General features: G+C 31.3%; 9 protein-coding genes. All 9 read right to left on the minus strand.

Features of this window, described 5'->3' with window-relative positions; genetic code table 11:
• Positions 1–237 precede the first annotated feature (237 nt).
• The 9 genes from DFQ06_RS05160 to DFQ06_RS05200 all read right to left on the minus strand — a co-directional run bounded on the left by DFQ06_RS05160 (position 238) and on the right by DFQ06_RS05200 (position 14474).
• Entirely contained in the window at positions 238–1638 is a 1401-nt protein-coding gene (locus DFQ06_RS05160) for an ATP-binding protein (protein ID WP_133966440.1), read from the minus strand.
• A 6-nt stretch (positions 1639–1644) separates the two neighbouring features.
• Complete coding sequence (locus tag DFQ06_RS05165) at positions 1645–2253, minus strand: DUF4062 domain-containing protein (RefSeq protein WP_133966442.1); 609 nt, start codon at positions 2251–2253, stop codon at positions 1645–1647.
• Positions 2254–2266: 13 nt separating this feature from the next.
• On the minus strand, positions 2267–3520 hold the full coding sequence (locus tag DFQ06_RS05170) for a restriction endonuclease subunit S (protein ID WP_133966444.1): 1254 nt from the start codon (positions 3518–3520) through the stop codon (positions 2267–2269).
• Positions 3521–4924: a class I SAM-dependent DNA methyltransferase gene (locus tag DFQ06_RS05175; protein ID WP_133966446.1), complete on the minus strand. Its 1404-nt coding sequence runs from the start codon at positions 4922–4924 to the stop codon at positions 3521–3523.
• An 11-nt stretch (positions 4925–4935) separates the two neighbouring features.
• Complete coding sequence (locus DFQ06_RS05180; RefSeq protein WP_133966448.1) at positions 4936–6990, minus strand: DUF262 domain-containing protein; 2055 nt, start codon at positions 6988–6990, stop codon at positions 4936–4938.
• Positions 6968–8395: a DUF262 domain-containing protein gene (locus DFQ06_RS05185; RefSeq protein ID WP_133966450.1), complete on the minus strand. Its 1428-nt coding sequence runs from the start codon at positions 8393–8395 to the stop codon at positions 6968–6970. The genes DFQ06_RS05180 and DFQ06_RS05185 overlap by 23 nt, the downstream gene beginning before the upstream one ends.
• Positions 8395–11646 (minus strand): type I restriction-modification system endonuclease, encoded by a 3252-nt coding sequence (gene hsdR / locus DFQ06_RS05190; RefSeq protein WP_133966452.1) that lies wholly within the window; start codon positions 11644–11646, stop codon positions 8395–8397. The genes DFQ06_RS05185 and hsdR overlap by 1 nt, the downstream gene beginning before the upstream one ends.
• 506 nt (positions 11647–12152) lie before the next feature.
• On the minus strand, positions 12153–13277 hold the full coding sequence (locus tag DFQ06_RS05195; protein WP_133966454.1) for an AEC family transporter: 1125 nt from the start codon (positions 13275–13277) through the stop codon (positions 12153–12155).
• Positions 13278–13280: 3 nt separating this feature from the next.
• A complete protein-coding gene (locus DFQ06_RS05200) occupies positions 13281–14474 on the minus strand; it encodes a pyridoxal phosphate-dependent aminotransferase (RefSeq protein ID WP_133966456.1) in 1194 nt (397 codons plus the stop codon).
• Positions 14475–14847 lie beyond the last annotated feature (373 nt).

The raw sequence follows: 14847 nt of genomic DNA on the forward strand, positions 1-14847 counted from the left end.
AATCTTACTAAATACAGGCTTTAAACTTTTGATCTTTACTTTTACTTTAAACGATAATAACTCTGGCAATTTCCGGTAATTCTTTTTTATTTTTTTTAGCACTTTACGAATCGCTTCCGGTAATTTCCGGTAAATAAAAAGTACTATTTCTTACAATTATCAAGGCAAACAAACTATTCTCCGGTAATTTCCGGTAAAAAAACAAAGTTAAAACCTCATGCATTAATTATAAACAAATTAACTTCCGGTATTTTCCGGTAATTGTTTTTTTAATCTACTATAAAAGGTATTAGAACCTTTACCTTTTTGACTAATATAACCTGCTTCATCTAAAGTAGATAAATCGTTTCTGGCTGTTTTCTCTGAAATATCATTTTCAAAAAACAATTCGTAATCCTTACGAGTAAACATAGGTTCACTATAATTTTTAATAAAAGAAACCATTCTTTTATTAAGCTTTATTTCTTTAGCTACACTGTATAAAGTTAATGTAGTATAACCACTTTGAGTAGTCCATTCTGGCTTTCTGTAACCTGCTTTTATAAATTGATTACTAATTAGGGTTAAACCTCGTCCTAGTTTTTCCATTTTACCTCTTAGATAAAACATGTGAGCAATGGTAGGATTTCTTAACACAGAATGATGGGGTTTAATTGTTGTTTTTCTTTGTACAATATCGTCTGGAATTTCTCCGGAATTAATAACCTCCATTTTATCTGGGTAAATATTAATAGTAATATCTCCTGAAACATCTCCATAATCCCTATGTACCATAGCGTTTACTATAGCTTCATCTAATGCTTCACTAGGAAACCTTAAAGCTGTTCTTCTATCCCAATCATTATTATCAAATTTACTTATTAATGGGTTATTACGTTTAAAATAATCTTGTACTCTTTTAAATGCAACAAAAAGATTATCTTCTATTAATTCAATATCATTAATTACATTTCCGGTTTTTCCTTCTGGTAAAACAGATATTCTAATTCTACATTGTTGTAAAAAGCGAGCTGGTGTATTTGCAAAAAGAATTACTGCGCCATTTTTTATATTACCATAATCTGTTAATTGAAAATAATTTAAAAAAGCCTCTATATTATTAGGTAACGTTTCCCCTTTACTCATTTTATTTGCTTCATTAATTGTCTTTCCTATTTCATCTTCGTTTAAATCTGATAAAACACAATCTATAGCTGTTATTTTTTCCCAAGTAGAAGTATATTTATTTGAAGTTCTTAGCATCACACTAATATCATCTTGATTTGCTAATTTTACTTCTTTACCCTCATAAATATAAAAATCATTACTAAATGTATAAGGTTGCCTAGAGCCTTTTAATATGTTAATTAATATAAACTGATTACCAGCTCCATCGTCATCGATTGCTATATACACTAAAGGCTGTGGATTAATTTTAGTATTAACCTCTGCTTTAAGTTTTTCAACTATATTATTGTCTAAATTATTTATTGCTACTGGTTGTTTACCTGAATGACCAATAACAAGCCAACCTCCTTCGGTGTTTAAGTACCCACAAATAGTCTTTAATATTTGTTCTTGGTTTATAGTTTCTAAAAAAGTAACGTTTAGTTCTTTTTTACTTTTTACTAATTCTTGAATAAATGATAGATTTTCCATAATTAATTAAGCTTTTGAATTATCTATTAATTTTTGAATACGCTCTGGATATTTAAACTGACTTTCTATATGCATTTTTACAGCATCATAATCATAATATTCTTGTACCCAATTACCAGTTCTTCTAGATGCAGGTCGATCTTTATCCTTTACAGCTTCGTTATACATTGTAATGCATCTTGTATCCATCACCTTATTTTGAAATGCTATATTTTCAAAATTAATTTTCTTTTGCGTATAGTTTTCTATAACATAACTATCCTTAAATAAATTTCTAGTAAATGTTACTCTATAGTCGCATAATACAAATCTTGGTATGTTTCTTTTCACTGCTGTTTTAAACTCCATATGTGTTATAGAATCTCCTCCTTTTTCTAAAACACCAGAGCCGTAATCTGGTCTTATAAAACCTAAAAACACATCGCAAATTTCTACACCATCTGTACACATAGTAGCGCAAGACTTACTACTATCTAAGGGTATGGTACCTTTGTGAGACATAAAAACATCATAACCAAAACCATCTAAAAGATTATAAATTCGATCTAAATTACTTTGAAAATTGTAAACTGTAGATGCTACAAATACTTTTATATTATTACGTTTTACACTCATTTTTATTCAATATTTATTTCTTCTTCCTTTTAACCGTTTTCTTAACAGGTTTCAACTCTGCCTTCAAACTCTCTATCTCCTCCAACAAAACCTCAGCACTACCATCTGCATCTAACTGCTCCACCAACTCGCCTTTAAAGGCTTTGGCTAAAATAGCTTGTGGAAGTTTATCTAGTTGCTTCCTTTTTAGGCTATTCAAACTCTTTAAGGTAGTATCAAACTCTTTTAAAAATTTTTGCGCAGAAAGCTGAATTGGTTCTGGCGCAATAGGCATTCTTATTTCCGATAAAGCAGAGAAATACAACCTAGCTCTAACGCTACCTTTAGTATTAGATCCTATTTCTAATAACCCTTGTTCAGATTTTAAAAACCTGAATAATAATTGTGCCGATAAATATTCTTTAACTCTAAAAACAACATAATCTGGACTAGTTAAAGCTATTTTGTCACCTTCATATATTGCTATCGAACCAATATTAACTCTCATTGTATTGTAAATAAAATCACCTGGTTGGACTATTTTATATTTTTCAAAAGATTTCTTCTGGCCAATTCTTAAATCTGTTATTCCTTCTTTTGCAGAAACACCAATTAATCTAAGTCCTTCCCAGTCATTTCCAATACGAGAAGTTCCCTCCTCCAAAAATTCTCCAATTTTCTTTCGTGGATAAAACTTATTCTCGGATGAATTAACAATACAACTGTTTAAGTACTTGCCACCAATTTTATTTAATGAATCTAATCGATTTTTGATTTGCTCTAGATGCCCAAATAAGGCGTCTAACTTGGCAACAATGCGTTGTTGTTCTGCTAGTGGTGGAAGAGGGATGTTCAGATCCTTTAAAATAGTTAAATTGATATTTTTCTGAGCAACACCTTTTCCTTCATTTTTTAATATTTCAGCTAATTCAATCAGTGAATAAGTTAAAAATTTATGCTCAATGCTTTCAACTGGTGTAATTCCTGCAATAGCTTGATTTGTACAAGCTTCAATATCTAAAACACCTACTTTACCTATAGTTGCGAAAATTGTAAAAAGAATTGTTCCTTTAGGAAAAATCTTAGTTGACGAATTATTTAATCCTTCTTCAGTAATAAATTCAGTTGTAGAATTGACATACCACTCTTTTAAATCAGAAATTTTAACCCAAGGAATGTCGCCAGACCAATACTGCTTTTTACTTCTTGAAGGTGTTCCTCCACTTTGAATAGTTGATAAATCTTTTAACTTAGCATTTACCCAATTCTTTGGCAATGTCTTCTCCATCTAGTTCAGCGCTTTAATTATGGCATTCAACTCCGTGGTAATGCTGGTTAATTCGGTTAAGGCGGCTTTGGCAATGTCTATAGGTTCACCAATGTCTTCGGCTTTGGTAATGCTATCGTCGGCAATTAAGCCTAAATCGAGCGAGTCGTTCTTTTTGGCAATGTCTTCCCTCGAAATACAGCTAAAACGTTCGTCTTTTATTTTGTTTCGGTCTGTGGCGGTATAGGCTTTCTCGAAGTCTGTAAAATAGCTTTCGGTAAATGGTGTGCGTTTTCCAAAGTTGGGCATGTTGGTACGCATATCGTAAAACCATACGTCTTTGGTGTTGGCTTTGTCTGTGGTACCTCGTTCAAAAAAGAGCACATTGGTTTTTACACCTGCTGCATAAAAAATACCTGTTGGTAAACGCAAAATGGTGTGTAGGTTACATTTTTCCATGAGGTCTTTACGTACGTTTTGTCCGTCGCCATCTTCAAACAGTACATTATCTGGTAATACTACGGCAGCACGTGCGCCACCTCTGGTATGTAAACTACGGTAAATACCTTGCAAAAAGTTTAATTGCTTGTTACTTGTTGGGTATACTAAATCGGTTCTTGTAGGTCGGTCGCCTCCTTTTTTGGTTCCAAATGGTGGGTTTGCTAATACTAAATCTTTGTTTTTAATGCTTTCACCATAACTACTTAAAGAATCGCCTAGTGCAATGTTTCCGCCCATACCGTGTAAAAAGGAATTCATCATTGCTAAACGGTGTGTATCGCCTACCAACTCGCAACCTGAATATTGCTCGGTTTGTAAGTGGTTGTTTTGCGCTTCGGTAAGGTTATAAAGATCGTTATGCTTTAAAATGTAATGGTGTGCGGCAATCATAAACCCATAGGTTCCACATGCAGGGTCGTTTAAACGTTCGCCCACTTTAGGATCCATTAAACGTACCATCACATTAATTAATGGTCTTGGTGTAAAGTATTGACCTGCTCCCGATTTTTTCTCGCTCGCATTTTTTTCTAACAAGCCTTCGTACATTTCACCTAAACCTTCGTCTTTGGCTTCAAACCAATCGAGCTCATCGATGTGCTTTATAATTTTACGTAGGTTGGCAGGTTCTTGAATACTGGTTTGTGCGTTGTTGTATATTTTCTGGATTTTACCTGTTGTTTTGGTTCCTAAATGCAACAACAACTCTCTGTAAAATGTAGACAGTTCTATGCCTTCTTTATGTTTTAGGTCTTCCCAACGGTAGCCTTCTGGTAACTTGTCGTTATAGTCTGTTTCTTCTGCCATTTTAAGGAACAGAATAAAGGTTAACTCGTTAAGGTATTGGTGATATGTGATACCATCGTCGCGTAATACGTTACAGAGATTCCAAAGTTTATTTACTATTTCTTGTGTGGATAATGCCATTTATATGTTTTCTAATTGTTAAGGTAGTTGGAAAATTGTTCAATCATCATTACTCTATGATCGTCCATATTTTGATAATTCCAATTATTTTTTTCAAAGATTATATCTGATTTAAGCGAATCTAATCTTTTTTTCTTTATAAATTCTGTTCTTTTTACTGCATACATCTTGTTACTATACTCCGAGTTCATACTAGAGGTTAACAGTACTAAATTCCCAAAATCATCAAGCTTATGTTTTTTCACTTCTTCCGAATCGGAAACGTTATAGACCAAGTCATAATCATGTGAGTTTTGTGTTTGAGGGCAAATATGTTCTACCGAATTTTTGGCAGTCATTCTATAGTTTTCCCAGAGTTTCTTTAACTCTTCTGTTTTATATGCAATAAACTCTTTTCGGTTCATCCATAAAATAAAATCGAGTTTGTAAAACCAATAACTAGCAAACTTTGTCCCATTTTTTAAATTTAAAACAGCAGTAACAAAATCTACGTTACCACTCATCTCTGTTTCATCTTTAGTTAACATACTAAAACTTAATTCTTTTAGTTTTACAGTTCTTTCATTACAAAACATGTCGTTATCAAGCTGCTTTAAATACTTAAAAAGTATCGTTTCATCTACATGATCTTCTAACATTTTATTTAAAAATGGCGTTAACCAATACTGAGTAATTAATTCTTGCGAGTGGTAAAGCATACTTTGTAATAAAGCAAATTTTTCGTTAGTATCTGGACTTACTCGCCTTACAGAAATTGTTTCTTTATATTTTGATTTATATAATTTTTTAATCAAATGCGTTTCTTCGTGATTGCTATCTGGATTGGTAACCCATTTTATAACATATTTATCAAAACGAACTCTAACCTGCCATAATAGTTTAAAAAAATTAGCAACTTCATTTTCATTGTTTAGAGTTTCGTTTTTAAAAGCATCTTCAAATATTTTTATCAGATTTTTTTCTTTTACCTCGGAGCTTTCTTCAGGCTTTAAATTTTTAAACTTTTTAAATTGAAAAATACGCAAGGTATGCAGCAAAAGCATCGGAAAAGTAATTATGCTTCTTACCTGTTCTGAGCTATATTGGGTTTTATCTTCCTTAGAATTATCATTGGCTTCTAGAAATTTATCATCACTAATAATCTTTAAAAGATTTATAGAATCTTCCTTTTCTTCAAATGCTTTTAATTTAGGTAAAATATCAATTGGTACTTCTTCATACTTATCTTCATTCTCTGTAACCTTATCCGGAAACAATTCTCCCCATGTAAAATTAGCCGTGTCTTTTAAACTTTTTTCTACATATTCATCCATAACAGAGCATGCATCCCAAATCATTGCATATTTCTCTCTATCAGGATAGTGCTGTAATCGATGAAGTAATCTAGACTTTAAAATTTCGTGTTGCTGTAATTGTACACCTCTATTATTCATTGCCTCAAACACTTTGTTTTCATCAGTATTTACAGGCATTTCTGTAGCAATCAAGCGAATGTTTTTAAAAATATATTCTGATAATTTATCTAAATTTATATTCTCTACTTCTTTACTATCGTTGTTAAAATAGGTTTCGATTGTTTTTTCAGCTGAAGAAATAGCTTTTAATTCCTCATTTTCAGAATTAGTCAGTATAAAATTGTGTTTAGAAAAATACTTATTTGCAAAATCTCTTACAGAAAAATGTAAACGGCAATCAAAATTGTTAGATTTATCGTTTGCAGTGCTATCCCCATTAGTATAAGTAAATCGCTCTAAACCACCGCGGTTTAAAAACTTACTTATTAACCACAATGTAGTAAACCTTTGTTGCCCGTCTATTAAATCAAATTGCTTTTTGTTGTTTTTTATAACAACAATACCACCTAAGAAAAAAGGTTTAGTGGGGTCTGTTAAAAATGCATTTTTAATATCTCCTAATAACGTATTTATTTGTTCCTCTCCCCAAACATATAGCCTTTGATACAAAGGAATATTAAACCTTAAATTATTAGAAACTACTTTGCTTAAAGTTATTTCTTCAGACTTAATATCAATAAGTTGCTCGTTATTTTCTAATAAGTCTATCATTTATCCAGTCTTTTTTATTTAACATGGTTTCTGTTTCTTTTTTGTAATACCACTTTACTGAATTGTAATAATTACCTCTTACACCTGAGAAATTTTCATTAGCATTATTCTGATATAAATTATTATCTGTAATACTAATTAAAAAATCAAACACTTCTTGTGGCTCATAACTCATATCAATTACATCTAATAAATTTTGTGATTGATCTCTTAATATTTTTATTATGGTTTGAGCAACAATAGCTTTTTGTCCTAAACGGATACTTCCTAAAAAGTAATCTAAATACAAAGCAAAGTCATATAGTTTTTCTCCTTTAAATTGGTCATAAAAAGAAATAGAACAGAGTTTAAAAAAACCTTTAAGATAATTATTGATACTGGAGTAAATTGTTTCGTAAAAATCAATAAATTCATTATCTGCTCTTTCTACAAACAAATGGTTATACAATGCGGTATATTTTTCTGCATATAAGAAAAAGCCAATCCCTTTTTGTATGGGTTGTCTTAATGTAAATGGATAGTCTTTTTCCTTTGTATTTAACCACAAAGAATTGGTTTGTAAATTTACACCTTTTAACTCATCGAAAACTAAGTTTGAAGCGAGTGTATTAAAGGCATTTGGGTACAATTTAACCTCTTTTACATAACTTTTTTTACTGTTTTTCTGAAACGTATTTAAAATAGCTGTTTTTGACTCATATTCTAGCCATTTTCCTTTCCAATTTCTATTTCTCCATAAATAATTATCAAACAAATACTCTAGAAACTTCCCTTTGTTATTTGAATCCCATTTCCTTGCAAAAACAGCTTGAAGATCTTCACTATATTTCAATTCTCTTAAATGGTACGATTTTAAAAAATCAATAGCACTTAAAGGTACACCGCGATTATTTTGGCTATCGAAAAAAGTAAATGCTTCATCTTCTGAAGGTGTTATAATAATTGTAAAAACTAATTTCTTTAAAATATCCTCAAAAAAATTCTTTATGAAACCATTATAAGAAACTAAATAGTCGTAGTTTTTCTTAATATTTTTATGTGAAATATTAGACTTATAATTTAAATTAAACATGTCTTCTGAATAACCAGGAACACCAAATGCTTTTAGCATTAAAACTAAAGTAGTTATTCTTTGTTGTCCATCTATTATTTGATATTCATTATCTTTTTTATAAAATAGAACAGAACCTAAATAATAACTATCTGTGTTATCTTGAAAAATATTATCAGTGAAAAAATGACTTTTTAAATCACTAAATAATTGGTCTATTTTTTCTTTATCCCACACATAAGGTCTTTGGTAATCTGGTATTGTAATATTGTTTTTCCTTTTGAAAAAAGAATGAATATTAACTGTACCAACTAATGTAATGTCTTGTTCAACGTCTTTTAATACTCTCTCCATTACGCGTACAGATAATCATTTAGTTCCTTAATAATTTGAGCTGTTTCATTTTTAAAGACTTTATCTAAGCGTTTTAATCCGCCATCCACACTAAAAGGCGGTTTATTCAAATCTTCTAAAGTAATAATGGATTCTTTTTGAAGTTGTGCTTCCATTTTATCCAACCACTTTAATTGTATTTGATTCCAATTATGGGATGTTTTAAGTTTTGAAACCGCATTAGTGATACGCTCTTGGTGACTCACCAAGTCCTCCCCTAAAGCAGAGGTACGTATGTGTGCGATAATATCTGCAACAATTTCTGTATTAGTAACCTCTTTGTAAGCTGTATTTAAGTTGTTTTTATTAAAACCTTGCGTATCGAGTATTAAACGTAGCTCTTTTAATTCAGCTCTTGTTAAACTACTCGGTTTTGTACACACTATATTTAGTGCCGCAATTTCGTTACGGTTGTTATTTATAAATTCAGTAAAAGATTCTAAATAATCTTTAGGTTTCAGGTTTTTCTCGTAAGCTCTTGATACGTCTTCAACGCTATCTTCATGGTCGCTATATAATGTACCATAATTTGAAGATTGCCCTTTTTCCCTATCTAAAAACTCCCATAAATGACCATAGTCTTCTATAGTTTGGTTTATTTGCTCAATGTCTATGGTTTTTAGTTTTTTGGCAAAATCTCTTACTGTAGGTTCACCTGAAAGTATTTCAAGTTGCTCTTTTTGCTTTTCGCTAAACCCTGATATTTTACGCTGAATTTTGGCGATAATACGGTCTAATTTTACTTCTTTAATATAGTTATCTTCAATAATGGCAAGTTCTTCTACTAAATTACCAAAAGACTTTGTTACTAAAGGCGCTACTGGTTTCATGACTTGTTCTTTAGACATAATTTCAGTAACACCAACGCAGTCGTATATCTTAAAGACATCTTTTCCAATCTCGTCACAACGTCTGGTTGCACGGCCAATCATTTGATCGTATAAAATACGTGAGTTTACGCGACGTAAAAACACCAAGTTAGAAATACTTGGTACATCTATTCCTGTGGTTAATAAATCTACAGTAACTACAATACTTGGGTATTGGTCATTTTTAAATTTACGTAATAAATCTTCTCGATTATAAACATTTCCTGTTATCTTAACAATAGCATCTTGATCGGCTTCTTCTCCTAATTCGGCAAACTCTTCATAAAGTAATCTTACTATAGTATCTGCATGTGCATTTGTTGCTGCAAAAATTAGAGTTTTCCCTTTATTATCAGGTAATATTCCATAAATTGAAATCAATTCATTTAAGATAACACGATTAAAGTTTTCCGTAATCACCTTGCGATTAAAGCCTGTAATTTCTACTTTTATTTCGTCTTCGGTTACTCCTAAATCTTTAATTTCATTCTCTTCAGGATCATAAACTTTGACTTCATCACCTTTTTTCCAAACTATCCCGCCTTTAGACAACGTGGTTTGAAATACATAAGGTGGCTCAAAATCTATTAAATACCCTTCTATAACGGCTTGACGATAGGAATACATAAACACAGGGTCTCCAAAAATATCTTTTGTATGTAATGCTGGTGTCGCTGTTAAACCAATACGGTAGGCGTCAAAATAATCTAATACCATACGGTATTTACTTTGGAAATCAATTTGGTCGCGAAGTATTACTTCTTCTTCATCCATTTCCTTATCAAGCGTATAACCTCTATGCGCTTCATCAACCACAATACAATCATAATCTCCTACGCTAGGTGAATCATCAGAATATGCAATACGCTGCACCATACCTTGTACCGTTGCAAAATGGATTTTAGTATCCAATTCAGATACTTTATCTTCTAAATCTTGTAAGTCATAAATTTGAGCAAAAGTTTGTAAACCTTCAATATGCACTTCCTTAAAAGCATCGGACGCCTGTTTACCAAGCATACGTCTATCCACTAAGAACAAGATTCGTCTAAAACGCCCAGACTTAATTAAACGATAACACATACCAATCATGGTACGCGTTTTACCTGTACCTGTAGCCATAGCTAATAAGGCACGTCTATCTTCTATATTAGTAAGTATCTTTTGCTCGACCGCCTTAATAGCATCAATTTGATACGTTCTTAATCCCAAACCACTTGGATCTGATAATAAGTCGTAATCTGTTTTTTGAAGCTTTTCTATACCTTCGTTTTCATCATAATTTAACTTTTCAATTAAATCTCTAGGTGAAAACCAATCTGGTAAGGGTCTTGCTAAATTTTTCTGATCTCTTCCATCCCAAAACCAAATTCCAGAAGCTGTTTTAAATTGCTCTAAATATGGTCTTCCGTTGGTAGAAAACATAAAAGGCACATTGTAAGTTGAATTATTTATATGTTTAGGAAATGTAATATTATGATCATTAGTTACAAGCTCACTATATGTTTTAGCTTGCCCTAAATCACTCATTACATTTTTAATATGCTTTTTAGCTTCGACAATACCAATAAGTTCTAAACCATTAAATAAAGCGTAATCTGCCCATTTAGTTCCGCACCTCCATTCGGCAATAGCCATTTGTCTTCCCTTTTGAGGAAGTGTTTTCTTGGATTTATAATTTAAACTTGGTGTATCGCATTCCCAACCCGCATCTCTTAATTGCTTATCAATGCGGTCTCGTGTTTCTGCTTCGGTCTCTTCTGTTTTTTTTACTTTTGCAAAAGCACGCTCTTTACGTTGTTGTTTTGCTTCTTCAGAAATTTGAGTTTGCTCTTTTATTTTCTGCTTATAACTATCTACTTCTTGCTTTAGAAGTTCCAACTCTTGTTCAAGTTCTTCTGCTCTAGAGTCTTCTAAAATAAACCAAGACTCTTGTGGTGTTGCATAATCTACAGAAACCTCCTCGTTTTCATAAACTTCAATAAACCATTTGGTTAAATAAAAGGCTTGCCTTAACATGTATCTTGCTTCTGCTTGTGTGCCTTCTCCTGAATGTGATGCTTTATTTCCAGATTTTCTGATACTATGAAAAATAGAAATGATTTCGGAAGGCGTATCTGAATTGTTAGCTAATACAGCCAAACGACTCATTTGCTTTTTATCGTGAGGTTCTTCTAACTGCTCAAAGTCAATTAATATACTAGCAAGCTTTTCTGTGAGAATTCTAAGTTTTGCCAAAGTTGTGCTAGGATCTGAATAACAATTGCGTTCAGCTAAAATTGCTAAATGCATTAACCCAGGATATCCTTTTTCTAAAAAACTAAAATTTGTATTTATTTTCATTTAAAAACTAAAAATAACTAACGAGCTCTCTAAAAAAAATCAAATTATAATTTGACTTCGCCATAGAACACCATTCTATTGATTACTTAAACTTCAATGCTATCAATTTTAATTATAAGGGAGACTCTAAATATAGCACCTTTATCAAAAACATAGCCTCTTATGGTTTAAAAATAATTGTTTTTCTTACACTTAAAATGATGACATTCTTACAACAAAAAATAACAACCTAAATATTAAGCAATTAACAAAACGCCTTAGAAAGAGGATTTTAGATGAAATACTCCAAATAAAACTAATTACTAATTTCTTACCATCACATAAGAATTTATCAAACTTAAAGTTTTTGCAGAAGTAAACTTTACGGAAAACCGTAAAAGAGGAAATAAACACTCAAATTTTAAACAAAGAAAAGTAAAAAGAGCTTAAATATTATCTTCTCAATGATTTTAGACTTCCATGAAAAGGAATTGTTAGCGTTTGCAAAAGACAACTAATTTAGTCAGTTATTGATTTACATTTTGTTCTAAAATCTGCTCTTTATCATGATTAAACGAACTTTTTCTAACCTTTAAAATAACAGGGTAAATTATCCCCATAAAAAATAAAACTAAACTTAAAAATAATAAGTTAGATGGAGAAACAAACAGTGTATTTGCAGTAAGAATTCCTAAAATCAGTAAAACTGATATGGGTAAGGATAAAGCTAATATCGATATTGCAAAATTTGCATTAAAGGTTTTATCATGCGCTGCACGATTTTTTTCTTTAAAATCAATACCAGAAATGTGTGCATAAGGCCAAAAACTACATGCGCTTAAGGAAAAGGCGATGAGCACGAGTATATCATTTTTAACAACTAAATTAAAAGTAAAAACAACTGCAGAAATAAGTAAAAGTGTAAAAGCTGCTCTAAGGATAAGTAATGAAAATATTTCGAAAAATTGCTTCTTTTTCAATTTTACAGCTAATCCAATAAAAATTAAAACTAGCGGCGTCATTATCGCACTTAATCGAGTTAAAGTACTGCCCAAAAAGTTAGGAAGACTATCTAGAGAGATATTAAATGAAACCAATATAAGTGCAGCGAAAATAAAAAGGTTAACAGGCTCGTAAAGTAAAGTGAGTAAAAGTGATTTTAACCTCGATTTTAAAGGCATTTTTTGTGTATCTGCTTTTTTATAATGCCACTTTACAGCCAATAAATATAACAGAAATAGAACAAAGAATTTGTTTCCTAAATCGGCCATGGCTGCATTTGCTAAAGCGCCATCTCCTAGAAATTCTAAAATAAAAGGAAAACAAGATAGTCCTGGAGCCAAAGAAGGAATTAAAAGTTTAGCACTTCTGCCAGATGGTGAGTTTTCATCTATTCCAATAATAAGCAGTAACAAAGGAGATATGGCCAATAATAATAAATTTAGACCAAGTGCTAATGCTGGAAAAAGAATAAGGTTACTATCAATTTTTATTTTTAATAGGGCTATAAATATAGTTGCAGGTAAAACTATGGAAAGAATTAAACTTTTCAATCCATTGGTTTCATCGCCTGCCGATATTTTCTTTCTTAACAACAGCCCTATAACTACAAAAAGAAGAAACGAAATAGGTTTATCTAAAACATTCTCCATCTATTAGGCAAAGATTTCGCTAATAGCATTAGTAAAAGCTTTCATTTCATCTAGAGTGCCAATACTTACTCTACACCAGTTTTTATCCCAAAACTTAAAGGCTCTTACAGCAACATTTTTACCATAAATTTTTTCTAAGAATTTTTCGCCATCCATTGGGATTTCAAAAATGATGAAGTTAGTTTCAGAAGGCAAACAAGAGAAGTTATTAGATTTTAAATACGTCATGGTATAATCTCTAGCTTCCGTAATTTTTGCTTTACAATCTATTAAAAATGCATCATTATCTAGACTTGTTGAAGCTGCAGCAATTGTTGGCCCTGTAATGCCCATTCCGCCACGAGTAATTTCACTAATTCGTTCTAAAGTTTCTTTTTTACCTATTACATAACCAATACGTAAACCAGCCATACCATGGATTTTAGAAAATGTACGCGCAACAATGACGTTTTCACCTTCTGCTACCAAGGAATTCATAGAATCTTTTAACCCATTTTTGGAAAGCTCGATATAAGCTTCATCAACAAAAACAGGTACTTTTTTTGAGACTCTTCGGCAAAATTCTTTTAATTTATTTGCATCGGTAATTGAACCCGTTGGATTGTTTGGATTACAGATATAAACCAGTTTTGTATCCTCATCTACTCCTGCTTCCATAGCATCTAAATCGTGTTGAGAATCTTCTAATAATTTATAAGACTTCCACTCGCCTCCTACCGACTTTGCAACTACAATAAGCGACATATAACTTGGATCGGCACTGACCACATTACCTCCTTCACTAAAAAATACCATACCCACTTTTTCTAACAAATCTGAAGAACCAGGACCCATTAAAATCTGATCTGGCGTTACGCCTTCATTCTTTACTATTTTAGCTTCAAGCTCCTTTAAGGTTTTCCATGCATATCTATTTCCTTTGAATACTTCATCCTGAAATGCCTTAGCTGCTTCTGGAGGCGGACCATAAGGATTTTCATTAGCTCTTAAAATCACTAATGAATCTTCAACTTCATTTAGTATAGGTGGAGTAAATTCATTAAAAGTATTCTTATAATTATATAAAAAAGGACTGTTACTTTTTTGAGCCTCTGTAACATTAGCACTCCAAATATCATTAGGCATTAATGCTAAAGTAAATAAAGAAAGTCCTCCTTTTTTTAACAAATCTCTTCTACTAAATTCGGTTGATTTCATAGTTTTATTTTATAAAAAGTTGAGATCAGAAGTTAATAAACTTGAATAAAACGAAAGGAGTGAAAAACATAAAAAGCACTACCCCTTTTTTTGTATTACGAAAAAATTGAGGCGTTTTTTTATGGGGTTGACAAAAAAAGCGATTTAAAGGCGATTTTTCAAAAATTGAAAATTCTAAATAATATGTTTTGACTTATATTTTTGAATAATCTGTAATAGAAATCAACCTAAATAAAACAATTAGTAATCAATTAAACATTAAGTAGTATAAATTTGAATTTATTGATATTGAGTTGAGAAATATAAAATCACTGCAATAATATCTAATTTTAGCGGATTTATAATTATTAACAATCTATTCGAACCATTGATT

It is taken from the genome of Algibacter lectus (assembly GCF_004368925.1).
GTDB lineage: Bacteria > Bacteroidota > Bacteroidia > Flavobacteriales > Flavobacteriaceae > Algibacter > Algibacter lectus.